The 23494-nt window shown below is 59.7% G+C and carries 18 protein-coding genes; 9 read left to right on the top strand and 9 right to left on the bottom strand.

Annotated features, from left to right (window positions below):
• Positions 1–70: 70 nt before the first annotated feature.
• From asnS to ACJ8HN_RS09205, 3 genes are all read right to left on the bottom strand, one after another.
• A complete protein-coding gene (gene asnS / locus ACJ8HN_RS09215) occupies positions 71–1471 on the bottom strand; it encodes an asparagine--tRNA ligase (protein ID WP_033637870.1) in 1401 nt (466 codons plus the stop codon).
• Positions 1472–1684: 213 nt separating this feature from the next.
• A complete protein-coding gene (gene pncB, locus ACJ8HN_RS09210) occupies positions 1685–2890 on the bottom strand; it encodes a nicotinate phosphoribosyltransferase (RefSeq protein WP_442523291.1) in 1206 nt (401 codons plus the stop codon).
• 255 nt (positions 2891–3145) lie between these two features.
• Complete coding sequence (locus ACJ8HN_RS09205) at positions 3146–4846, bottom strand: GGDEF domain-containing protein (RefSeq protein WP_033637872.1); 1701 nt, start codon at positions 4844–4846, stop codon at positions 3146–3148.
• A gap of 336 nt (positions 4847–5182) precedes the next feature.
• Between ACJ8HN_RS09205 and pepN the strand changes: the two genes are divergently transcribed.
• A complete protein-coding gene (gene pepN, locus ACJ8HN_RS09200) occupies positions 5183–7801 on the top strand; it encodes an aminopeptidase N (RefSeq protein ID WP_033646587.1) in 2619 nt (872 codons plus the stop codon).
• A 56-nt stretch (positions 7802–7857) separates the two neighbouring features.
• Here pepN and ssuB read toward each other — a convergent pair whose 3' ends face one another.
• Genes ssuB through ssuE form a run of 5 tightly spaced genes read right to left on the bottom strand, consistent with a single transcriptional unit; the run spans position 7858 to position 12171 of the window.
• Entirely contained in the window at positions 7858–8631 is a 774-nt protein-coding gene (ssuB, locus tag ACJ8HN_RS09195) for an aliphatic sulfonates ABC transporter ATP-binding protein (RefSeq protein WP_193169102.1), read from the bottom strand.
• Positions 8628–9422, bottom strand: coding sequence for an aliphatic sulfonate ABC transporter permease SsuC (ssuC, locus tag ACJ8HN_RS09190; protein ID WP_033646585.1), 795 nt, complete (start codon positions 9420–9422; stop codon positions 8628–8630). The genes ssuB and ssuC overlap by 4 nt, the downstream gene beginning before the upstream one ends.
• An 11-nt stretch (positions 9423–9433) precedes the next feature.
• On the bottom strand, positions 9434–10582 hold the full coding sequence (ssuD, locus tag ACJ8HN_RS09185; RefSeq protein ID WP_033646584.1) for an FMNH2-dependent alkanesulfonate monooxygenase: 1149 nt from the start codon (positions 10580–10582) through the stop codon (positions 9434–9436).
• A gap of 20 nt (positions 10583–10602) precedes the next feature.
• A complete protein-coding gene (locus tag ACJ8HN_RS09180) occupies positions 10603–11568 on the bottom strand; it encodes a sulfonate ABC transporter substrate-binding protein (protein ID WP_049213677.1) in 966 nt (321 codons plus the stop codon).
• A gap of 24 nt (positions 11569–11592) precedes the next feature.
• The gene (ssuE, locus tag ACJ8HN_RS09175) at positions 11593–12171 is read right to left on the bottom strand and encodes an NADPH-dependent FMN reductase (protein WP_154029697.1); all 579 of its coding nucleotides are present in this window, start codon (positions 12169–12171) and stop codon (positions 11593–11595) included.
• Positions 12172–12429: 258 nt separating this feature from the next.
• On the opposite strand from ssuE, the gene pyrD reads away from it, so the two are divergent.
• The gene (pyrD, locus tag ACJ8HN_RS09170; RefSeq protein ID WP_019454516.1) at positions 12430–13440 is read left to right on the top strand and encodes a quinone-dependent dihydroorotate dehydrogenase; all 1011 of its coding nucleotides are present in this window, start codon (positions 12430–12432) and stop codon (positions 13438–13440) included.
• A 176-nt stretch (positions 13441–13616) separates the two neighbouring features.
• On the top strand, positions 13617–14165 hold the full coding sequence (locus ACJ8HN_RS09165) for a cell division protein ZapC (protein WP_033637882.1): 549 nt from the start codon (positions 13617–13619) through the stop codon (positions 14163–14165).
• Between the two features lie 6 nt (positions 14166–14171).
• Here ACJ8HN_RS09165 and ACJ8HN_RS09160 read toward each other — a convergent pair whose 3' ends face one another.
• Complete coding sequence (locus ACJ8HN_RS09160; protein WP_442523290.1) at positions 14172–15275, bottom strand: YcbX family protein; 1104 nt, start codon at positions 15273–15275, stop codon at positions 14172–14174.
• Between the two features lie 103 nt (positions 15276–15378).
• Between ACJ8HN_RS09160 and rlmKL the strand changes: the two genes are divergently transcribed.
• The 6 genes from rlmKL (at position 15379) to rmf (ending at position 23436) form a co-directional block, all read left to right on the top strand.
• Entirely contained in the window at positions 15379–17505 is a 2127-nt protein-coding gene (rlmKL, locus tag ACJ8HN_RS09155) for a bifunctional 23S rRNA (guanine(2069)-N(7))-methyltransferase RlmK/23S rRNA (guanine(2445)-N(2))-methyltransferase RlmL (protein WP_442523289.1), read from the top strand.
• Positions 17506–17510: 5 nt separating this feature from the next.
• Positions 17511–19415: an ABC transporter ATP-binding protein gene (locus ACJ8HN_RS09150; RefSeq protein ID WP_103773264.1), complete on the top strand. Its 1905-nt coding sequence runs from the start codon at positions 17511–17513 to the stop codon at positions 19413–19415.
• Between the two features lie 73 nt (positions 19416–19488).
• The gene (gene pqiA, locus ACJ8HN_RS09145; RefSeq protein WP_442523288.1) at positions 19489–20805 is read left to right on the top strand and encodes a membrane integrity-associated transporter subunit PqiA; all 1317 of its coding nucleotides are present in this window, start codon (positions 19489–19491) and stop codon (positions 20803–20805) included.
• A complete protein-coding gene (pqiB, locus tag ACJ8HN_RS09140; protein WP_033637887.1) occupies positions 20792–22438 on the top strand; it encodes an intermembrane transport protein PqiB in 1647 nt (548 codons plus the stop codon). The genes pqiA and pqiB overlap by 14 nt, the downstream gene beginning before the upstream one ends.
• Positions 22435–22995: a membrane integrity-associated transporter subunit PqiC gene (gene pqiC / locus ACJ8HN_RS09135; RefSeq protein WP_033646576.1), complete on the top strand. Its 561-nt coding sequence runs from the start codon at positions 22435–22437 to the stop codon at positions 22993–22995. The genes pqiB and pqiC overlap by 4 nt, the downstream gene beginning before the upstream one ends.
• A gap of 270 nt (positions 22996–23265) precedes the next feature.
• Complete coding sequence (gene rmf / locus ACJ8HN_RS09130; RefSeq protein ID WP_004928150.1) at positions 23266–23436, top strand: ribosome modulation factor; 171 nt, start codon at positions 23266–23268, stop codon at positions 23434–23436.
• The last annotated feature ends 58 nt before the right edge of the window (positions 23437–23494 follow it).

Below are 23494 nucleotides of genomic sequence, written 5' to 3'. Positions count from 1 at the left end.
ATGCGAAAGGCCAGCGAGGCTGGCCTTTGTTTTGTAACGAAATCGTTTAAAAAACGTTTGATCGTATGAATTAGAAGCTTGCGTTACGTGGTGTGCGTGGGAACGGGATCACATCGCGCACGTTTTGCACGCCGGTGACATAGGCGATTAAACGTTCAAAACCCAGGCCGAAACCGGAATGCGGCACGGTGCCGTAACGACGCAGATCGCGATACCACCAGTAGTCTTCTTTATTCAGGCCCATCTCTTCCAGACGTTGATCGAGCATGTCGAGGCGTTCTTCACGCTGCGAACCGCCGATGATTTCACCGATGCCCGGCGCCAGCACGTCCATGGCCGCGACGGTTTTACCGTCTTCGTTCATGCGCATATAGAACGCTTTGATGTCTTTCGGGTAGTTCTTCACCACCACCGGCGCCTGGAAGTGTTTCTCCGCCAGATAACGCTCATGTTCGGAAGAGAGATCGATGCCCCAGGAAACCGGGTTTTCGAAGGTTTGGCCAGAGGCCAGCAGGATCTCAATGGCGTCGGTGTAGTCCACCTGGGCGAAATCGGAAGAGACGAAGCGCTCCAGACGAGAGATTGCGTCTTTATCCACGCGTTCGGCGAAGAATTTCAGATCGTCTGCACGTTCATCCAGCACCGCCTGGAACACATACTTCAGCATGCTTTCGGCCAGGCCGGCGACATCGTCCAGCGTCGCGAAGGCCACTTCCGGCTCGATCATCCAGAACTCCGCCAGGTGGCGGCTGGTGTTGGAGTTTTCGGCACGGAAGGTTGGGCCGAAGGTGTATACCTTGGACAGCGCACAGGCGTAAGTTTCGCCGTTCAGCTGGCCGGAAACGGTGAGGAAGGCTTCCTTACCGAAGAAGTCCTGGCTGAAATCGACGGCGCCCTTGTCGGTGCGCGGCAGGTTTTCCAGATCCAGCGTGGACACGCGGAACATTTCGCCGGCGCCTTCGGTGTCGGAGGCGGTGATCAGCGGGGTGGACACCCAGAAATAACCATTTTCATGGAAGAAGCGGTGGATTGCCTGCGCCAGGGTATGACGCACGCGCGCCACGGCGCCGATCAGATTGGTGCGCGGGCGCAGGTGGGCCACTTCGCGCAGGTATTCGATGCTGTGGCGTTTGGCCGCCATTGGGTAAGTATCCGGATCGTCGACCCAGCCGACCACGTTGATCGCGGTAGCCTGCAGCTCGAAGCTCTGGCCTTCGCCCGGTGAGGCGACGACCTTGCCGGTAACTTCAACTGAGCAACCGGTGGTCAGGTGCAGCACTTCATCCTGATAATTCGGCAGAGAATTATTAACGACGGCCTGTAACGGATCAAAGCAGGAACCGTCATAGACGGCCAGGAAGGAGATACCAGCTTTTGAATCTCTCCGGGTACGTACCCAGCCGCGTACGGTGACTTCACTGTCAACCGCAGCACGACCTTGCAGTACGTCGACTACAGGCACTACGCTCATAGATTTCTCTCTTTAATAATTTGGTTTAGAAATAGCTTACAACCCAAGAATATGGGGGTAATGGCTATGTTACTTGCCGCGGTGCAGAGCACAAGCAGAAATCATCGGATTGGCGCAACATTTATCGTGGCTGGCTGAAAAGAGGGCGGTCGAGATAAAAACAAAAAAGCCGGCGCCTGAACCGGGCCGGCTTTCTCTCTATATATAGAAGGCTCAGCTGGCTTTCTTCACCAGTGGCAGATCGAAGGCCTTGCGCAGAGCCCTGACGAACGCCTGATCCTGGCAAATGGTTTTGCCGGGGCTGTCGGAGAGCTTGGCCACCGGCTTGCCTTTGCACTCGACCAGCTTGATCACGATATTCAGCGGTTTGACGCCGGGAATATCGCAGGTCAGGCGCGTGCCGATGCCGAAGCCGAGATTGATGCGCTGGTAGAAATGGCGATAGAGCGCCAGCGCTTTTTCCAGCTCCAGGTTGTCCGAGAACACCAGCGTTTTGCTCATCGGATCGATGCCCAGCTTTTGATAATGGGCAATGGCCTTTTCACCCCACTCGACGGGATCGCCAGAATCGTGGCGCAGCCCCTGATAACGTTCGGCGAACTGCGGGCCGAAGTCGCGCAGGAAGGCATCCATGGTGATACAGTCGGTGAGCGCGATGCCAAGCTGATCCGGGTATTCATCCAACCAGGCTTGCAAGGCGGCGCGCTGGCTGTTGGCCAGCACCGGGCTTATTTGCTGATGCGCCTGGAACCACTCATGTGCCTGAGTGCCGACCGGCGCCAGGCCGAGCTGATGCGCCAGATCGTAATTGCTGGTGCCCGACAGGTACGGGAATTCGGCCTGCAAGGTGCTGACGATGGCCTGTTGCACGCCTTGAGAGAAACGGCGACGGGTGCCGAAGTCCATCAGCTTGAAGCGCGAAAGATCCAGATCGCCCGCCAGCGTCTTGAACTGAGCCAGCTTGGTTTGCAGATGCGCCACCGCCTGTTCCGGCGTCGCCAGCGGAGAGCGCCGACGGTGCACCACTTCGCTGATCACCGCCAGCAACGGCACTTCCCACATGATCACTTCACGCCAGGGGCCGGCGATGCGGATTTGCAGCTTGCCGTCGCGGTTGTCTATGGTGACCTGCTGCGGATCGTAGCGGAACGTTCGCAGCCAGTTCAGGTAATCCTGACGGAAGAAGGGCAGGCCCGAAAGATAAGCGAATTCGGCGTCGGTCAGCGCCAGCCGGCTCATCAACGCCACCTGCGCGCGGATCTCGTCGGCATATTCGCCCAGCAGTTCGTCGCCGCGGCAGCGGAATTCCGCCGCCACGCTGATCGCGGGATAGCGATGGAACACTGCTTGCTGCATATGAAGCTTATAAGCATCGGTATCAAGCAGTGATGTCAAAATCGGGGAAGCGTATTGAGTCATAGCGCGTTACAGCATCCTCGTCAGGCGCGTGTCCAAATCCGGATAATCATAAAAGTGGGGGGGGAGTATACCCGGATTATCCTGTTATTGAAGCTGCATCACACCATAAATCACCAAAGCGGGTCGAGGATTAAACGTGCCTTTATGGCGGCCTGATAGCGGCGGGGAGGAAAAAAAGCCAGATATGCCTGTAAGGTGAATGACTTAGCCTAATTAGTCATAAAAATTATAATGTTAATTATTTTAAACAGCGAATCAGATATAGCCGGCCTGGGTATGCACGCTGACCCGATCCTTGCCGTTCTTTTTGCAAAAATAGAGCGCTTCGTCCGCCTGTTTGATCGCCGCCTGCAGCGCGGTGAATGCGTTGACCGGCGCAATGCCGCAGCTGGTGGTAAAACGCACTTGCCGTCCATCGGCCAGATTTAGCGTCAGGCGATGAGTGCGGGCGCGCAATTGCTCCATGATGTCCCGCGCGTTGTCCAACGAACAGTTGCCCAGCAGCACCGCGAACTCTTCGCCGCCGTAGCGGCAGAAGATGTCGCTGGCGCGGAACGCGCGTTGCAGCAGGTGGCCGAATGCCACCAGCGCCCGGTCGCCCACGTCGTGGCCGTAGCTGTCGTTGAGCTGTTTGAAGTTGTCGATGTCAATCAGGCAAAAGGCCTGCGGGTAGCTGCCGTCGCCCAGCAGCTGACATTCAAGGAAGAATTTACGGCGGTTGTAAATATTGGTAAGCGGATCGAGGAAAGAAGAGGCCTCGAGCTCTTTAATCAGCAGTTGTTTCTCACTTTCCAGCGAGACCTTGTCCAACTGGTATTGCCTGAGCTGCTGAATGGCGTCGCTGATGGCGATCAATTCCTGGCTGTAGAAGGCGTCGTTGCGATCGATATTTATCTCGCCGCGCGACAGCCGCACGATATTGTTGTGGGTCTTGGTCAGCCAGCGGTTGATGCTGGTGCAGAACACCAGCGCCGGCAAAATGAACAGCAACACCACCAGGCCGGCGAGTGCAATCATGCCGTAAATGGTCGTCTGGCTGTCGTAAATCTTGTGACGCGACGCGAGGGTTTCCAGTTCGAAGCTGCGTTGATACAGCGCCTGCGACAGCCCGCTCACATCGTCGACATAGCGCGAAATAAGCGCGGTGGGGTAGGGCTGATGGGTATCGATAGCGGTGTACAGCCCATGGGTAATCTGTTGGAGGCGCTCAGCGGAAACCTGGGCGAGCAATGCATTGACGATGTTGGTGATTTGTCCATCGTCGTAGTTGATCTTCATGAAGATCAATCGGGTGCTCAGCGCGTTCAGTACGCCGGTCAGCTGAATGGACTTCAGGTAGGCGTCTTTGCGAACGAGCGGTCTGACGTTGACGTCGATAATCTGATCGCTCAATTCCGTCAGTGACATATTCAGCCGGTTATTAAGGCGGATGGCCTCGAGAAACATAAAAGAGTCGGTATCCACCATCCGGGTATCGTAGGTGTAGCGGTAATAGCTCTTACTGGTTTGCGAGATGTAATAGGCGCTGTTGATGTTGAACAGATTGGCGTTGGTGTTATTGACCTGCGAAAGCTGCAGGTTGTCATTATCCAGCAGCTGTTCCATCAGGCTGATCATCGACAGCGCGGCGATTTTTTGCCGAACCCCGAGCTGTCTGGCGACCTCATCGTCCAGATGTTCGCGGATGCGGGTAATTCTTTCGCGCGCCGCCCGATCGGCGGCCAAACATTGCGCTCGGGTGATTTGCGGATCGATCAGGCTCAAGCGTTTGAGGCGGTGCGCCTGCAAGGCAGCCTGAAAGGCTTCGGAGATTTCTTTGGCGCGATCAATTTTGTACAGATTGAGTTGGTTATCGCGGTAGTCGGTATGGGCTTCGAGCAGCTCATCGACGATGAACAGAGAGAAGGAAGTCATCAGGCACAGGGTAAAAAAATAGATTGCGTATTTAATTTTCATAGTGCGAGTCATCCTGAGCCTGATGCCGCAATTATACCACCATGCCGCCTGCGTCGCCTCAACTATGCCGGCGCCCTCCGGTGGCGGTTTTTTAGCATTAAATGCTGATTTTTATTTAGCCATTGGTCACCTGCGCTATCGCCTGGCGGGCGATTTATGATTTGCCTCTGATTTCTCTCTCGTGGTCGCCCGGCGACTCTGGGCTTTTCGGCCAGCTGTGATACAGTTTATTCACAATTCAGGCCCACCGCGCGCCGCAGGGGAACACTCCGGCTGCGGTACGAAGCAGAAGAGCGGCCTGGCACCTATAACTCACCGAGACGTTTAAGGGTTTTTATGACACAACAGCCACAGGCAAAATACCGCCACGATTATCGCGCGCCCGATTACACCACGACCGATATCGATTTGGACTTCAGTCTGGACGCGGAAACCACGCGCGTGACCGCCGTCAGTAAAATCAAACGTCAGGGCGCGGCCGGCGCACCGCTGGTGCTGGATGGCGAAGATCTGACGCTGGTGAGCATTCAGGTGGACGGCCAACCGTGGAGCGCCTACCGCCAGCAGGATAACCAGCTGATCATCGAAGCGTTGCCGGCACAATTCACTCTTACCATCGTCAACGACATTCACCCGGCGAAAAACACCGCGCTGGAAGGGCTGTACCTGTCCGGCGATGCGCTGTGCACGCAATGCGAAGCCGAAGGTTTCCACCACATTACCTATTATCAGGATCGCCCGGACGTGCTGGCGCGCTTTACCACCCGCATCGAGGCCGACAAGGCGCGCTATCCGTTCCTGCTGTCGAACGGCAACCGCATCGGCCAGGGCGAATTGGCCGATGGCCGCCACTGGGTGCAATGGCAGGATCCGTTCCCGAAACCTTGCTACCTGTTCGCGCTGGTGGCGGGAGACTTCGACGTGCTGCGCGACAGCTTCACCACCCGTTCCGGCCGTAAGGTCGCGCTGGAGCTGTTCGTCGATCGCGGCAACCTGGATCGCGCCGACTGGGCGATGACGTCGCTGAAGAACTCGATGAAGTGGGACGAGACCCGCTTCGGCCTGGAATACGATCTCGACATTTATATGATTGTGGCGGTCGATTTCTTCAATATGGGCGCGATGGAGAACAAAGGGTTAAACATCTTTAACTCCAAATACGTGCTGGCGAAGGCGGAAACCGCCACCGACAAGGATTACCTGAACATTGAAGCGGTGATCGGCCACGAATACTTCCACAACTGGACCGGTAACCGCGTAACCTGCCGCGACTGGTTCCAGCTCAGCCTGAAAGAGGGGCTGACGGTGTTCCGCGACCAGGAGTTCAGTTCCGATCTGGGATCGCGTTCGGTCAACCGCATCGACAACGTGCGCGTGATGCGCGGCGCGCAGTTCGCCGAAGACGCCAGCCCGATGGCGCACGCCATCCGCCCGGACAAAGTGATCGAGATGAACAACTTCTACACCCTGACGGTGTATGAAAAGGGTTCCGAAGTGATCCGCATGATGCACACCTTGCTGGGGGAGGAGAACTTCCAGAAAGGGATGCAGCTCTATTTCGAACGCCACGACGGCAGCGCCGCCACCTGCGACGATTTCGTGCAGGCGATGGAGGACGCGTCCAACGTCGATCTGTCGCGCTTCCGCCGTTGGTATAGCCAGTCCGGCACGCCGCTGTTGACGGTTCGCGACGATTACGACGCGGAAACCCAGCAGTATCGCCTGCATGTCAGTCAGCAAACCGCGCCGACCGCCGATCAGCCGGAGAAATTGCCGCTGCATATCCCGCTGGATATCGAACTGTACGACAGCGAAGGCAACGTCATTCCATTGCAAAAGGGCGGCCTGCCGGTCAATAACGTGCTGAACGTCACCGAAGCGGAGCAAACCTTCGTGTTCGACGGCGTGGCGCATAAGCCGGTGCCGTCGCTGCTGCGCGAATTCTCCGCGCCGGTGAAGCTGGACTATCCGTACAGCGATCAGCAGCTGACCTTCCTGATGCAGCACGCGCGCAATGAATTTGCGCGTTGGGATGCGGCGCAGAGCCTGCTGGCGACCTATATCAAGCTGAACGTGGCGCGGCACCAGCAGAAGCAGCCGCTGTCGCTGCCGCTGCACGTGGCCGATGCGTTCCGCGCAGTGCTGCTGGACGAAAAACTGGATCCGGCGCTGGCGGCGCAGATCCTGACGTTGCCGTCGGAGAACGAAATCGCCGAGCTGTTCGCCACCATCGATCCGGAAGCGATCGCCGCGGTGCATGAAGCGATCGTTCGCTGCCTGGCGCGGGAGCTGGCCGATGAGTGGCTGGCGGTATATCACGCCAACAAGACCGACGGCTACCGCGTGGAGCACGCCGAGATCGCCAAGCGCGCCTTGCGTAATGTGTGCCTGGGCTATCTGGCGTTCGGCGAAGATGTGGCGCTGGCGGATCAGCTGGTGAGCGAACAGTATCGCCAGGCGGACAACATGACCGACTCGCTGGCGGCGCTGTCTGCTGCGGTCGCGGCCCAGCTGCCGTGCCGCGATGCGCTGCTGGCGGCGTTCGACGAACGCTGGCATCAGGATGGCCTGGTGATGGATAAATGGTTCGTGCTGCAGGGCAGCAGCCCGGCGGCAGACGTGCTGAGCAAGGTGCGCGCGCTGCTGCAACACCGTTCGTTCAGCCTGAGCAACCCGAACCGCACCCGTTCGCTGATCGGCGGCTTCGCTTCCGGCAACCCGGCGGCGTTCCATGCCGCGGACGGAAGCGGCTATCAGTTCCTGGCGGAGATCCTCAGCGATCTCAACCAGCGCAACCCGCAGATCGCCGCGCGCCTGATTGAACCGCTGATTCGCCTGAAGCGTTACGACGCGGGCCGCCAGGCGCTGATGCGCAAGGCGCTGGAACAGCTGAAAGGATTGGAAAACCTGTCCGGCGATCTGTACGAGAAGATCAGCAAGGCGCTCGACGCCTGATCTTTTCGCGCTGGATAGATCAAGGGACGGCCTGCGCCGTCCCTTTTTTCATCCCTTCAATTCGCCGCCCGACGGCCGCTGGCCGCTGTGGCCAGCGGTGATAACACCCGCTCCAGCACTTCGGCCTCCAGTTCCGCCAGCCGGGCGGAACCTTTGCGGCGCGGCCGCGGCAGATCGAGAGTCAGATCCAGCCCGATGCGGCCCTCTTCAATCAGGATCACCCGATCCGCCAGCGCGATGGCTTCGCTGACGTCGTGCGTGACCAGCAGTACGGTAAAACCGTGCTGTTGCCACAGCGTTTCTATCAGCCCCTGCATCTCGATGCGCGTCAGGGCATCCAACGCCCCGAGCGGTTCATCCAGCAGCAGCAGGCGAGGGCGGTGGATCAGCGCGCGCGCCAGGGCGACCCGCTGCTTTTGCCCGCCGGACAGCGCCGCCGGCCAGTCGCGGGCGCGATCCGCCAAGCCGACCGCGTCCAGCGCCTGCAGCGCCGCATCGCGCCACTGGCCGCGCAGCCCCAGGCCCACGTTGTCGATCACCGTTTTCCACGGCAGCAGGCGCGCATCCTGAAACATCAGCCGGGTATCCTCTTTAGCGGCGGCAAGCGGCGCGTTGCCGCTGAGCAGCGCGCCGCTGCTGGGTTGTTCCAGGCCGGCCAGCAGGCGAAGCAGGGTGCTCTTGCCGCAGCCGCTGCGGCCGACCACCGCCACGAACTGCCCGGCGGAAATGCGCAGCTGAATATTGTCCAGCACGGTGCGGTTGCCGTAACCTTTGCCGATGGACTCCAGCGTCACCGGCGTGCCTTGCGCAAGGCGAGCGGGAAGGGTCATAGCGCTTCTCCCTGTTTCAGTTGGTAGGCCGGATGCCAGCGCAACCAGACGCGCTCCAGCAGTTGCGCGCCCACGTCCGCCAGCTTGCCGAGCAGGGCGTACAGCACGATCGCCACCACCACCACGTCGGTTTGCAGGAATTCACGCGCGTTCATCGCCAGGTAGCCGATGCCCGAATTGGCCGAAATGGTTTCGGCGACGATCAGCGTCAGCCACATGAAGCCGAGAGCGAAACGCACGCCGACCATAATCGACGGCAGCGCGCCCGGCAGCACCACCTGCGTAAACAGGCGGAAACCGCTCAGGCCGTAGCTGCGGGCCATCTCCAACAGGCCGCGATCGATGTTCTTGATGCCGTGATAGGTATTGAGATAAATCGGGAACAGCGTACCGAGCGCCACCAGAAAGATCTTGGCGGATTCATCGATGCCGAACCACAGGATCACCAGCGGGATCAGCGCCAGGTGCGGCACGTTGCGGATCATTTGCACCGAGCTGTCCAGCAGGCGTTCGCCCCAGCGCGACAGCCCGGTAATAAAGCCGAGGATCAGCCCGATGCTGCCGCCGATGGCAAAGCCGATCAGCGCGCGCTGGCTGCTGATGCTCAGGTGCTGCCATAGTTCGCCGCTTTGGCTCAGGCTCCAGAAGGCGGCCAGCACCGCGCTCGGCGCCGGCAAAATGCGGTTGGACAGCCAGCCGGTTTCGACGGCGATCTGCCAGAGGATCACCAGCGCCAGCGGCAGCGCCCAGGGGGCCAGCCGATACAGGATGCGTTGCGCGTTCTTTGCCATCGGGGCGCTCCTCAGCTCTGCGACACTTTTTGCGGAACATAAATGTTGGCCACCACTTCGCCCTGCGGGCGCACCGGCTGAAGGCGCGCGGGCGTTTCCTCCTGCGCCAGATCGAGGTGCGGGAACAGCAGTTCGCCGACGCGGTAGGCCTCTTCCAGATGCGGATAGCCGGAGAGAATAAAGGTGTCGATGCCCAGATCGGCATATTCCTGCATGCGCGCCGCGACCGTCGGGCCATCGCCCACCAGCGCGGTGCCGGCGCCGCCGCGCACCAGGCCGATGCCGGCCCACAGGTTCGGGCTGATCTCGAGGTTGTCCTTCTTGCCGCCGTGCAGCGCCGCCATGCGCCGTTGGCCGACGGAATCGAAGCGCGCAAAGGCCTGCTGCGCGTCGGCGATGGTTTCCTCATCGAGGTGGGCGATCAGCCGATCGGCGGCGCGCCAGGCCTCTTCGGTGGTTTCCCGCACGATGACATGCAGGCGGATACCGAAGCGTACCTGGCGGCCTTTCGCCGCCGCTTTGGCGCGCACCTCTTCGATTTTCTCTTTAACCTGCGCCGGCGGCTCTCCCCAGGTGAGATACATTTCTACCTGTTCGGCGGCCAGATCCTGCGCGGCGGCGGAGGATCCGCCGAAATAGAGCGGCGGGCGCGGCTGCTGCACCGGCGGGAACAGCAGTTTGGCGCCTTTCACCTGAATGTGCTTGCCGTCGAAATCGACGGTTTCGCCTTCCAGCACCCGGCGCCAGATGTGGGTGAACTCGGTTGAGGCTTCGTAGCGCTCTTCATGATTGAGATGCAACCCCTCCGCCGCCAGCTCTTCCGGATCGCCGCCGGTGACCAGATTGAACAGCGCGCGCCCGTTGGACAGGCGATCCAGCGTCGCCGCCTGGCGCGCCGCCAGCGTAGGGGAGATGATGCCCGGCCGCAGCGCGACCAAAAACTTCAGCCGCTGGGTGACCGGGATCAGCGAGGCGGCCACCAGCCAGGAGTCTTCGCACGAGCGGCCGGTGGGGATCAATACGCCGCCGAATCCCAGCCGATCCGCCGCCTGGGCGATCTGCTGCAAGTAACCGTGATCGACGCTGCGCGCCCCCTGTGCGCTGCCGAGATAGTGGCCATCGCCGTGGGTGGGTAAAAACCAGAAAACGTTCAGGCTCATCGTCAGTGTTCTCCCATTGTTTATTGCGCGCTTGGGCGCCAGATGCGTTGTGAGATGTCGACCTTCACCGGCACCAGCCGGTTGGCGTAAAACAGGTCGGCGGTTTGCTGCTGCGCGGCGATCGTCTGCGCATCGAGCGGTGTGATGGCGGTCGGCGGGCGGTGATCCAGATAGCTGGCGATCACCGGCTCCGGCAGCCCCATGGCGTTGGCCAGCAGGGTCACGCTTTGCGCCCGGTCGCTGCGGGTGAGCGCATCGGCCTGGGTCAGCACGGTCAGAACCTGGCTGATAAAGCTGCCGTTGGCTTCGGCGTAGGGGCGCGCCGCCAGATAGAAGGAACCGGTCTGGTTCAGATCGGTGCCGTCGCCGAGCACCCGTACGCCGCCCTGCAGCAGCGCGGCGGAATAATAAGGATCCCAGATGGCCCAGGCATCGACGTTGCCCTGCTGGAAGGCGGCGCGCGCATCGGCGGGGGTCAGATAGGCGGGCTGGATATCCGTAAATTTCAGGCCGGCCTTTTGCAGCGATCGCAGCAGCAGGTTGTGCGAGCTGGATCCTTTCTGGAAAGCGACCTTATGGCCTTTCAGATCGGCGACGGTTTTGATCGGGCTATTTTCCGGCACCAGGATCACCTCCGCCTTCGGTTTGGGCGGCTCAACGCCGACATACAGCAGGTCCGCGCCGGCGGCCTGCGCGAAGATCGGCGGAATATCGCCGGTGCTGCCCAGATCGATGCTGCCGACGTTCAAGGCCTCGAGCATTTGCGGGCCGGCGGGAAACTCGATCCAGCTGATGCGGGTAGCGGGGAAACGTTCCTCCAGCAGCCGGTGGCTCTTCGCCAGCACCAGGCTGACCGATCCTTTTTGGTAGCCGATGCGGAACTGCGCCGGATCCTGCGCGGCGGCGGCAGTGGCCCAAACCAACGACAGCAGGCCGGTGAGGGTAGCGGCGCTCAGCCAGCGCCGTAAAACGATGTGTTTTTTCATTCAGGCTCTCCTTTTCCAGGCATTTCAGGCGGTCTGACGCGCCGCCAGCGGCGAAGCGACGCGCAGCGCGGGTGGTTTGCGGCGGCCAAGCGCCAGATAGAAACTGGCGAGCGCCTCTTCCAGCCGGGCGGCGACGGCGTCGGTGAGCGTGGCGCCTTCGCCGGCCAGTTGGATCTGGCTGTCGTCGGCGAACACGCCATGCAGCACCTCTTGCGCTTTCAGCGCCGCCAGCACCGGTTTCAGCGCGTAGTCCACCGCCAGCATGTGGCCGATCGAACCGCCGGTCGCCAGCGGCAGCACCACCTTATGATCCAGTGCGCGTTCCGGCAGCAGATCCAGCAGGGTTTTCAGCGCGCCGGAGAACGACGCTTTATAAACCGGCGTGGAAATCAGCAGGCCGTCGGCCTGCGCCAGCTGGTCGGCAAACGCCTTGATCGCCGGGCTGTTGAAGTTGGCATACAGCAGGTCTTCGGCATCGAAGTCGTGCAGGGTATAAGCCGTCACTTCCACCCCTTGCTGCCGCAGCCAGTTCTGGCTCAGCGCGAGCAGTGCGGCGGAACGTGATGGGATGCGTGGGCTGCCGGCCAGTGATATAACGCGCATTGCCACTCCTTATAACTAAAAGTTAGGTTTAATTAGAAAATCAATGAGAAGTGTTTTAAACCTACCAGCAACCGGGCGCGTTTTTTAAATCTCATTTTTTGATTTGGATATGCGCAAAAGCGGATTGGCGCCGATTTGGCGGTGAAGCGGGAAAACGATTGCGTAAAAACCGCTTTTTTTGCCTTTAATCAATTCCAATTAGGCGGGGGATACCGGATAATACGCCCCCGGTTTGCAACCGGGAAATCAGGAGAGTCCATGTACTACCCCCTCATCAGGAAAGCGTTGTTCCAGCTCGATCCCGAGCGCGCGCACGAAGTGACCTTTCGTCAGCTCAGCCGTATTACCGGCACCCCATTAGCGTTTCTTGTCCGTCAGTCCGTGCCGACCAAACCGGTCAGCTGCATGGGGCTGTCGTTTAAAAACCCGTTGGGATTGGCCGCCGGTCTGGATAAAAACGGCGAATGCATCGATGCGTTCGGCGCGATGGGCTTCGGCCATGTGGAAGTCGGCACCGTGACGCCGCGCCCGCAACCGGGCAACGACAAGCCGCGCTTGTTCCGCGTGGTTGAGGCGGAAGGCCTGATCAACCGCATGGGGTTCAATAACCATGGCGTGGACAATCTGGTTGAAAACGTTAAGAAATCCCATTTCGGCGGCATTCTTGGGATCAATATCGGCAAGAATAAAGACACCCCGGTCGAACAGGGTAAAGACGATTATTTGATCTGCATGGATAAAGTTTATCCGTATGCCGGTTATATCGCGATTAACATCTCTTCACCGAATACCCCGGGGTTACGATCCTTACAGTATGGCGAAGCGCTGGACGATCTTTTAGCTGCGATTAAAAATAAGCAGCAGGAATTACATGCGCGCCATCACAAATATGTGCCGGTGGCGGTAAAGATCGCGCCGGATCTTTCAGAAGAAGAATTGATCCAAATTGCCGATAGCCTGGTGCGGCATAATATCGATGGCGTGATCGCCACCAATACCACTTTGGATCGAAAATTGATCCAGGGGTTAAATTACTGCGAACAAGCGGGCGGGTTAAGTGGGCGTCCGTTACAATCACGCAGCACGGAAGTGATCCGTCGTCTTTCCACCGAACTTCAAGGGCGCCTGCCGATTATCGGCGTGGGCGGCATCGATTCGCTGACGGCGGCGCGCGAAAAAATGGAGGCCGGCGCGAGCCTGCTGCAAATTTATTCCGGATTTATCTATCACGGCCCGCGTTTGATTAAAGATATCGTTACCCATATCTAATATTTTTCCTCTCATTTTATTCCGGGGGTTTATTTCTGCCCCCGGCTCGTCTATATTTTGTTCGTTAGCATAAATATCGTTCGCGGAATTATCCGATGTTTAAGCTATTTTATCGGTGATAAAATCGCCTTTTAGGGTGAGTGCGGCGTTGGCATAGGCAGCGAGAAGGATACGAAATGAAGATAAAACCTGACGATAATTGGCGTTGGTATTTTGATGCCGAACACGATCGGCTAATGCTGGATTTAGCTAATGGTATGATCTTCCGTTCACGTTTCCCGGCCAAAATGTTAACGCCGGACGCCTTCGATGAATGCGCTTTTTGCGTGGATGACGCCGCCCTTTATTTCACCTATGAAGAACAGTGCAAGCAGATCAAACTCAGCCATGAGCAGCGCGCCGAGCTGGTGTTGAATGCGCTGGTCGCCTACCGCTTCCTGAAACCGCTGATGCCGAAGAGCTGGCATTTCTCGCAGCAGCATTACCCGCTGCAGCCGAAAAACGGCGAGCTGGCGGCGGTGAAGGTGATGGAAAGCGGCGTGGAAGCGCGCTTGCTGGTGGTGGAGGCCGGGGATAACGCCAGCCTGTGCCTGCTGGCGCAAAATCAACTGACGGTCGCCGGCCGCACCATGGTATTGGGCGACGCCATCAAGGTGATGCACGATCGGCTGAAACCCTGCGCGCAGGATGAAAGCGCCGCCCCGGCTTACGACAGGGCGGTATAAGGCGGATTACGCCAACGTCAAATCACTTTTTGGGATACAGCTGCAGCACAGGATGGTGCCGTTGTCGCCCAGCGCGCTTTTCTTCAGCGGCGCGACCTCACCGCTCAACAACGTAATGCGGCAGCTGCCGCAAATCCCGGCGCGGCAGGAGTAAGGCACGTGAATGCCTTGCTGTTCCAGCTGTTCGAGCAGGATCTGCTGGTTGTTGCCGGTAAACACCTTTCCTTCATATTCGATAGTGACGCTGTGCTCGCTGTCTTGCGGCGCCTGCACGCTCTCCACCACTTTGCCGGCGCCATAAGGGCGCGGCGGCTTGGTCGACAGCACTTCCACCGTATCGCCCACGCGGATGATGCCGCTGCTGCGCGCGATCATGTTCTGGCCGAAATCGATATCGCCGTTGTCGGAGGAGCGGAATTTTTGCAGCGTACTCAGCGGTTCGCCGCTCGGGTGCTTGCGGCCGCGCTCGGTGCTGACGGTGGTGAGCACGCAGCGGCTGCAGGGTTTCACCAGATCGAACATCACGTCGCCGACGCGGATCACCTGCCAACCGTCCTCGGCCCAGGCGGCTGCGCCGCTCACCACCAGATTGGGGCGGAACTGCTCCAGCTTGATGCTGCCGGGGCAACGCCGCTGCAGATCGTTGAACGAAGCCTGGTTAATCAGCAGATAAGGGTAGCCGTCGGCAAAGGTCAGCGGGATTTCGGGGTGTTTTTTCACCCGTCGGGTCAACTCCGGCCCCAGCCAGCGCAGTTCAACGTCGCGCTGGAAATAGCCGCTCAGCCAGCGGTTGATCTCATCCGGCGCGATCAGTGCGGTGAAATGGTTGCCCCACACCTCGGTCGGCTGCGGCGCGGCGGCGAAGTCGCTGAAGCGAATGGCGGCGCTTTCGCCGTCCGGCGCGGTCAGGAATAGCCCGTCCGGCAGCAGCGCCGGCGTGAACAGCACCATCTGCGGGTATTGGCGCGCGGTAATAAAGGTGCCATCCGGCTCGGTGATCATAAAGTTGCGGTCGAAGGCCAGACCGCTGCTGCCGACCTGGGCGTAAGAAAGCTGCAGACCGCGCAGTGATTTAACCGGATGGACGTAGAGTCTGGAAAGCGTGATCACCCTCATCTCCGTGCGATTATTAAATAGAAGGGAGCAACTTTATGACAAGCGGTGCGGATTAGCTATAATGCGCAACAATTTTCTTTTTGGTGATAAGCACGATATGAACTCTCTGTTTGCCAGCACGGCGCGTGGATTGGAAGAACTGTTAAAAAGCGAGCTGGAAGCGCTTGGCGCTCACGACTGCAAAGTGGTGCAGGGTGGGGTACATTTTCAGGGTGACGATCGTCTTCTGTACCAAAGCCTGCTGTGGAGCCGCCTGGCTTCGCGCATTCTGTTTCCGCTGAACGAATTCCGCGTGCACAGCGATCTGGATCTGTACCTCGGGGTACAAGCGATCGACTGGCCGAGCATTTTTGGCGTGGATAAAACCTTTGCCGTGCATTTCAGCGGCGTGAACGAAGAGATCCGCAACAGCCAGTATGGCGCGCTGAAGGTGAAAGACGCCATCGTCGACAGCTTCACCCGCAAACTCGACCAACGCCCGACGGTTGCCAAGCAGCAGCCGGATATTCGCGTTAACGTCTTCCTGCAGCGCGATATGGCCAGCGTGGCCCTCGATCTGAGCGGTGAAGGCCTGCATCAGCGCGGCTACCGCGATCTCACCGGCCAGGCGCCGCTGAAGGAAAACCTGGCGGCCGCCATCGTGCTGCGTTCCGGCTGGCAGCCGGGCACGCCGATGCTCGATCCGATGTGCGGCTCCGGCACGCTCTTGATCGAAGCGGCAATGATCGCCGCCGATCGCGCGCCGGGCCTGCACCGCCAACACTGGGGCTTCAGCGCCTGGAACGGCCACAACGCCGAACTGTGGCGTGAAGTCACCACCGAAGCGCAGGTGCGCGCACGCCGCGGCCTGCAGGAAACCGCCTCTCGCTTCTTCGGCTCCGATATCGATCGTCGGGTGATTGAAATGGCGCGCGGCAACGCCCGCCGCGCCGGCGTCGCCGAGCTGATCACCTTCAACGTCGGCGACGTGGCGCGCTTGGCCAATCCGCTGCCGGAAGGCCCGCACGGCACCGTGATCAGCAACCCGCCGTACGGTGAGCGTCTGGAAAGCGAACCGGCGCTGATCGCGCTGCACAACATGCTGGGCCGCGTGATGAAAAGCGCCTTCGGCGGCTGGCAGCTTTCGCTGTTCAGCGCCTCGCCGGAGCTGTTGAGCTGCCTGCAGCTGCGCGCCGAGCGCCAGTTCAAGGCGAAGAACGGCCCGCTGGAGTGCGTGCAGAAAAACTATCAGCTGGCGGCGAACCCGGCCGGCGCCACTACCGGCGGCGTGCAGGTGGCGGAAGATTTCGCCAACCGTCTGCGCAAAAACTTGAAGAAGCTCGACAAGTGGGCGAAACAGCAGGGCATTGAATGCTACCGCCTGTACGATGCCGATCTGCCAGAATACAACGTCGCGGTGGATCGTTACGGCAGCAAGGTGGTAGTGCAGGAGTATGCGCCGCCGAAAACCGTCGATGCGCAGAAAGCGCGTCAACGCCTGTTCGATGTGATCAACGCGACGCTGGCGGTGCTGGAATTGCCATCGAATCAGCTGATCCTGAAAACTCGCGAGCGGCAGAAGGGCAAGAATCAGTACGAGAAGCTGGCGCAGAAGGGCGAGTTCCTGCTGGTGGAAGAGTATAACGCCAAGCTGTGGGTTAACCTGACCGACTATCTCGATACCGGCCTGTTCCTCGATCACCGTATTGCGCGCCGCATGCTGGGCGAGATGAGCGGCGGCAAGGACTTCCTCAACCTGTTTGCCTATACCGGCACCGCCAGCGTGCACGCCGGGCTGGGCGGCGCGCGCAGCACCACCACGGTGGACATGTCGCGCACCTACCTGGAATGGGCGGAGAAGAACCTGCGCGCCAACGGCCTGACCGGCCGTCAGCATCGGCTGATCCAGGCCGACTGCCTGTCGTGGCTGAGCAACGCCAACGAACAGTTCGACGTGATCTTCATCGATCCGCCGACGTTCTCCAACTCCAAGCGGATGGAGAACACTTTTGACGTGCAGCGCGATCATCTGGCGCTGATGAAAGATTTGAAACGGTTGCTGCGCCGCAACGGAACCATCATGTTCTCGAACAACAAGCGCGGTTTCCAAATGGATATGGCAGGGCTGAGCGCGCTGGGCCTGGAGGCGAAAGAGATCACCGCCAAGACGCTGTCGCAGGACTTTGCCCGTAACCGTCAGATCCACAACTGCTGGCTGGTGACTCACGCCGGCGAAGGAAAATAATTACTATGTCGTTAATCAGCATGTCCGGCGCCTGGCTCTCTTTCAGCGATGCGCCGCTTTTAGACAACACCGAAATTCATATCGAAGACAACGAGCGCGTGTGTCTGGTCGGGCGCAACGGCGCCGGTAAGTCCACGCTGCTGAAGATCCTCGGCAAAGAGATCCCGCTGGACGACGGCCGGGTGATCTACGAGCAGGATCTGATCGTGGCGCGCCTGCAACAGGATCCGCCGCGCAATATCGGCGGCAGCGTGTTCGACTTCGTGGCCGAAGGCGTCGCGGAGCAGGCGGAACACCTGAAGGCGTACCATGCGATTTCCCATCTGGTGGAGAGCGACCCGAGCGAGAAAAATCTTGCGCGCATGGCGCAAATCATGGAGATCCTCGATCACCAGGGGCTGTGGCAGCTCGACAGCCGCATCAGCGAAGTGCTGCTGCAGCTGGGGCTGAACGGCGACGCCGAGCTTTCCTCGCTGTCGGGCGGCTGGCTGCGTAAAGCGGCGCTGGGCCGCGCGCTGGTGAGCTCGCCGCGTGTGCTGTTGCTCGACGAACCGACCAACCACCTCGATATCGAAACCATCGACTGGCTGGAAGGCTTCCTGAAAGAGTTCGACGGCAGCATCGTCTTCATCTCGCACGACCGTTCGTTTATCCGCAACATGGCGACGCGCATCGTCGATCTGGATCGCGGCAAGCTGGTTTCCTGGCCGGGCAACTACGATCTGTATCTGCAGAGCAAAGAAGAAGCGCTGCGGGTGGAAGAGCTGCAAAACGCCGAGTTCGATCGCAAGCTGGCGCAGGAAGAGGTCTGGATCCGTCAGGGCATCAAGGCGCGCCGTACCCGTAACGAAGGCCGCGTGCGTGCGCTGAAGGCGCTGCGCGTCGAGCGTTCAGAGCGCCGCGAAGTGATGGGCACCGCCAAGATGCAGGTGGAAGAGGCGACCCGCTCCGGCAAAATCGTGTTCGAGCTGGAAAACGTCAATTATCAGGTGGGCGAAAAAGTGCTGGTGCGCGATTTTTCCGCCCAGGTACAGCGCGGCGATAAGATTGCGTTGGTGGGGCCGAACGGCTGCGGCAAAACCACGCTGCTGAAACTGATGCTCGGTCAGCTGAAAGCCGACAGCGGCCGCGTGCACTGCGGCACCAAGCTGGAAGTGGCTTATTTCGACCAGCACCGCGCGGATCTCGATCCGGAGCGCACGGTGATGGACAACCTGGCGGAAGGCAAGCAGGAAGTGATGGTCAACGGCCGTCCTCGTCACGTCTTGGGCTACCTGCAGGACTTCCTGTTCCACCCGAAACGCGCGATGACGCCGGTGAAGGCGTTGTCGGGCGGTGAGCGTAACCGCCTGCTGTTGGCTAAGCTGTTTCTGAAACCGAGCAATCTGCTGATCCTCGATGAACCAACCAACGATCTCGACGTCGAAACGCTGGAGCTGCTGGAAGAGCTTATCGACGGCTATCAGGGCACCGTGCTGCTGGTCAGCCACGATCGTCAGTTCGTCGACAACTCGGTGACCGAGTGTTGGATCTTCGAAGGCAACGGCGTGATCAACGCCTTCGTCGGCGGTTACTACGATGCGCATCATCAGCGCGCCACGGCGAAACCGATTCGTCAGGCGGCGCCGAGCGCGAGCAAACCGGCGGCGGAGAAAAAGGCCGAACAGCCGAAGAAAGCGGCGGCCAAGCTGAGTTACAACCTGCTGCGCGAACTGGAACAGTTGCCGCAGCGGCTCGAACAGCTGGAGGCGGAGATCGAAGCGCTGCAGGCGCAGATGAGCGACGCCGACTTCTTCACGCGGCCGCACAGCGAAACGCAACAAGTGCTGACGGCGCTGGCTAACGCCGAGCAGGCGCTCGAGCAGGCCTTCGCCCGCTGGGAAGAGCTGGAAGCGATGAAAAACGGCTGACCGTTGCGATACCGCCCGCGCGCTGCTGCGGGCGGTATCGACGTGCCGGTGAGCAACGTTATTTAGGAGGAATATGGTGTGTTCCCACAACAATCATCAGCAGCATAGTCATTCCGCACCTTCGGCGGAGCACCAGGATAACCTGATGCTGTGCCCGCAGTGCGACATGCTGGTGGCGCTGCCGCCGCTGGCCTATGGCAGCAAAGCGGTATGCCCGCGCTGCAAAACCACGCTCAGCGCCCGCTGGGACGAGCCGCGCAAGCGGCCGATCGGTTACGCCCTCAGCGCCCTGTTCATGCTGGTGCTGGCCAACATTTTCCCGTTTATCAATATGCGCGTCGCCGGCATCGGCAATGAAATCCGGCTGATTCAAATTCCGGAAGTCATGGTGGCGGAAGACTACGCCAGCATGGCCACGTTGTTTATGGTGTTCGTGCAGCTGATCCCGGCGTTTTGCATGGTGGCGATCATTCTGCTGTGCGCCAAAGTGCGTTTGCCGCTGAGGCTGAAAGAGTGGATGGCCCGGGTGCTGTTCCAGTTCAAGACCTGGTGCATGGTGGAAATTTTCCTCGCCGGGGTGCTGGTCAGCTTCGTCAAGCTGATGGCCTACGGCGATATCGGCATCGGCAGCAGCTTCGTGCCCTATTGCCTGTTCTGCCTGCTGCAGGTGCGCGCCTTCCAGTGCGTGGACAGGCGTTGGCTGTGGCAGGACATCGAACCGGCGCCGCGTATCGAGCGCCCGCTGACGGTGGGGCGCACCGGCATGCGGCAGGGCGTGCGCTCTTGCGCCTGCTGCACGGCGATCCTGCCGGCCAATCAGGTGCGCTGCCCGCGCTGCCACACCAACGGCTACGTACGTCGCCGCCACAGCCTGCAGTGGACGCTGGCGCTGCTGGTGACCTCCGTCATGCTGTACATTCCGGCCAACCTGATGCCGATCATGGTGACCGAGGCGCTGGGCAACAAGATGAACTCCACCATCATGGCGGGGGTGATCCTGCTGTGGGGCGACGGCTCTTATCCGGTGGCGCTGGTGATTTTCATCGCCAGTATCATGGTGCCGTCGCTGAAAATGCTGGCGATCGGCTGGCTGTGCTGGGATGCCAACGGCAGGAAGAAACCGCGCGCCGACAGCGAGCGCATGCATCTGATTTATGAAGTGGTCGAATTCGTTGGCCGCTGGTCAATGATCGACGTGTTTGTGATCGCCGTATTGTCGGCGCTGGTGCGAATGGGGCAGTTGATGAGCATTTACCCCGCGACGGGCGCCGTGCTGTTCGCGCTCGTGGTGATCCTCACCATGTTCGCCGCCATGACATTTGATCCCCGGCTGACCTGGGATCGCGCAAGTGAAACAATCAACAAGGAGCCGCAAGGTGACGGAAAATAATCATAGCGTCGCGGACGTCGAGAAGATCAAGCGCTGGTCGCCGGTGTGGATCATTCCCATCGTGACCGCGCTGATCGGCGCCTGGATCCTGTTTTACCACTTCAGCCATCAGGGGCCGGTAGTGACGCTGGTCACCACGACGGCGGAAGGGCTGGAAGCGGGTAAAACCAAAATCAAAAGCCGCAGCGTGGACGTCGGCGTGGTGGAAACCGTCACGCTGAGCGAGGATCTGAGCAAGGTGATGGTGCAGGCGCGCCTTAATTCCGGCATGGAGAAATTGCTGCGCCAGGACTCCGCCTTCTGGGTGGTGAAGCCGCAGATCGGCCGTGAAGGCGTCTCCGGGCTGGGCACGCTGCTCTCCGGCGCCTATATCGAACTGCAGCCGGGCAACAAGGGCAAAGACGGCAAAGACAACTATCAGCTGCTCGACGCGCCGCCACTGGCCTCTCCGGATGCCAAAGGGCTGCGCATCGTGCTGGACAGCGAAAAATCGGGCCAGCTCAACGCCGGCGATCCGGTGCTGTTCCGCGGTTACCGCGTCGGCTCGGTGGAAACCAGCTATTTCGATCCTAAAACGCGCGCCATGCGCTATCAGCTGTTCATTACCGCGCCTTACGATCAGTTGGTCACCACCAACGTGCGCTTCTGGAAAGACAGCGGCGTGGCGTTCGACATGTCGGCGCAGGGCATGCGGGTGGAGATGGGGTCGCTGACCACCCTGTTCAGCGGCGGCGTCAGTTTTGACGTGCCGGAGGGCTGGGATCGCGGCGAACAGGCGAAAGAGAAGGCGGAGTACCAGCTGTTCGACAACCAGCGCAGCACGCAGGATTCGCTGTATACCGTGCATAAGGACTACCTGCTGTTCTTCTCCGATTCGGTGCGCGGCCTGCAGCCGGGCGCCCCGGTCGAGTTCCGCGGCATTCGTCTGGGCACGGTGGCGCAGGTGCCGTTCTACAAAGAGGGCATGGCGCAGCGCCTGGACAACGATTACCGCATTCCGGTGTTGATCCGCATCGAGCCGGATCGCTTCCAGAAAGAGCTGGGCGGCAATTTCGATATCGAAGGGCATTTGAAAGACGCCGAGTCCCGCGGCATGCGTGCCTCGATGAAGTCCGCCAACCTGCTGACCGGTTCGCTGTACATCGATCTCGACTTCTATCCGCAGGAGAAACCGTGGAAAGGGCCGCGCGAGCTGTTCGGTTATCCGCTGATGCCGACCACCAGCGGCGGTCTGGCGCAGATCCAGCAGAAACTGATGCAGACGTTGGATAAGATTAATTCGATGCCGATCAATCCGATGATCAACGAAGCGACCAAGACGCTGGCGGAAAGTCAGAAAACCATGAAATCGACGCAGCAGACCATGAAGTCGCTGAACGACATCATCGCCAGCAAAGAGATGCAGGCGCTGCCGCAGGACATGCAGAAAACCCTGCTGGAGCTGAACCGCAGCATGAAAGGGTTCCAGCCTGGTTCGCCGGCTTACAACAAGATGGTGGGCGATATGCAGCGCCTCGACCAGGTGTTGCGTGAGCTGCAACCGGTGCTGCGCACCCTGAATGAGAAGAGCAACGCGCTGGTGTTTGAAGCCGCCGGCAGCACTGACCCTCAGCCGAAGAAGGCCACGAAATGATGAAATGGATCCCGGTAGCCCTGGCGCTGTTGCTCAGCGCCTGCAGCAGTTCGCCACAGAAGACCTACTATCAGTTGCCGGCGCTGGGTGCGCCGGCCGCGGCCGGCAGCAGCGGTGCCTCCACACGCCAGCTGTGGCTGGAGCACGTGAGCGTGGCGGATTATCTGGCGCAGAGCGGCGTGGTGTATCAGACCAACGACGTGCAGTATGTGATAGCGCAGAACAATCTGTGGGCCAGCCCGCTCGACCAGCAGCTGCAGCAAACGCTGGTCACCAACCTGAGCAGCGCGCTGCCGGGCTGGGTGGTCTCTTCGCAGCCGATGAGCAGCGATCAGGATGTGCTCAACGTCACCATCAGCGGCTTCCACGGCCGTTTTGACGGCAAGGCGATCGTTCGCGGCGAGTGGGTTCTGAACCGCCAGGGGCGCTTGATCAAACGGCCTTTCAGCCTGGAATTGAAACAGGGCGAGGACGGCTATGATGCCCTGGTGCGCACCCTGGCGCAGGGCTGGCAGCAGGAAGCTCAGGCTATCGCAGCACAGATGGGCGGCATTTAGTCATAATTTGGTCTAAAATCGTCTAATCCCTGTCAGCGTGAAAATTCGTTTTTTTTCGCTGGCAGGGATTTCTATTTAATTTCAAAAAGTTAAACCCTTCCCCGGCAGATCAGCCACTTAGCACTTTCCTCGGGCGTAGCTCACAAATATGACATTGGCGTGAATTTTGCGCATTGATCTTCTCTTCTTTTAGCGCTATTGATTACTCGTGGCTGCGCAAAAAGCAGCCATTGTTTTCTTTCCACCAGACCAAAATGAGGGAAACGAGGCATGAAGAGACAGAAACGCGATCGTCTGGAAAGGGCGCATTCGAGAGGGTATCAGGCAGGTATTTTAGGGCGTTCCAGGGAACATTGTCCCTACCAATCATCGGTGGACGCCCGGTCTCAATGGCTGGGAGGTTGGCGAGAAGCCATGGAAGACAGGGCTGTGACCGCTTAAGCGGCTCCCTGTCAAATAAAAGGAATAACCTCCGCCCTTGGCGGAGGTTTTTGTTTGT

The organism is Serratia sp. CY29653 (assembly GCF_052169255.1).
Lineage (GTDB): Bacteria > Pseudomonadota > Gammaproteobacteria > Enterobacterales > Enterobacteriaceae > Serratia > Serratia sarumanii.
The sequence above is the reverse complement of the archived record's forward strand: the minus strand, read 5'-3'. Positions and strand labels throughout refer to the sequence as shown.

Coding starts and splice junctions, on each gene's coding strand:
- ssuC (WP_033646585.1), bottom strand. CDS start 9,422: ATGGCAAAGAACGCGCAACGCATCCTGTATCGGCTGGCCCCCTGGGCG.
- ssuD (WP_033646584.1), bottom strand. CDS start 10,582: ATGAGCCTGAACGTTTTCTGGTTTTTACCCACCCACGGCGATGGCCAC.
- pqiA (WP_442523288.1), top strand. CDS start 19,489: ATGGTGTGTTCCCACAACAATCATCAGCAGCATAGTCATTCCGCACCT.
- ACJ8HN_RS09180 (WP_049213677.1), bottom strand. CDS start 11,568: ATGAAAAAACACATCGTTTTACGGCGCTGGCTGAGCGCCGCTACCCTC.
- rlmKL (WP_442523289.1), top strand. CDS start 15,379: ATGAACTCTCTGTTTGCCAGCACGGCGCGTGGATTGGAAGAACTGTTA.
- pncB (WP_442523291.1), bottom strand. CDS start 2,890: ATGACTCAATACGCTTCCCCGATTTTGACATCACTGCTTGATACCGAT.
- ACJ8HN_RS09150 (WP_103773264.1), top strand. CDS start 17,511: ATGTCGTTAATCAGCATGTCCGGCGCCTGGCTCTCTTTCAGCGATGCG.
- rmf (WP_004928150.1), top strand. CDS start 23,266: ATGAAGAGACAGAAACGCGATCGTCTGGAAAGGGCGCATTCGAGAGGG.
- ssuB (WP_193169102.1), bottom strand. CDS start 8,631: ATGACCCTTCCCGCTCGCCTTGCGCAAGGCACGCCGGTGACGCTGGAG.
- ssuE (WP_154029697.1), bottom strand. CDS start 12,171: ATGCGCGTTATATCACTGGCCGGCAGCCCACGCATCCCATCACGTTCC.
- ACJ8HN_RS09165 (WP_033637882.1), top strand. CDS start 13,617: ATGAAGATAAAACCTGACGATAATTGGCGTTGGTATTTTGATGCCGAA.
- asnS (WP_033637870.1), bottom strand. CDS start 1,471: ATGAGCGTAGTGCCTGTAGTCGACGTACTGCAAGGTCGTGCTGCGGTT.
- pyrD (WP_019454516.1), top strand. CDS start 12,430: ATGTACTACCCCCTCATCAGGAAAGCGTTGTTCCAGCTCGATCCCGAG.
- pepN (WP_033646587.1), top strand. CDS start 5,183: ATGACACAACAGCCACAGGCAAAATACCGCCACGATTATCGCGCGCCC.
- pqiC (WP_033646576.1), top strand. CDS start 22,435: ATGATGAAATGGATCCCGGTAGCCCTGGCGCTGTTGCTCAGCGCCTGC.
- ACJ8HN_RS09205 (WP_033637872.1), bottom strand. CDS start 4,846: ATGAAAATTAAATACGCAATCTATTTTTTTACCCTGTGCCTGATGACT.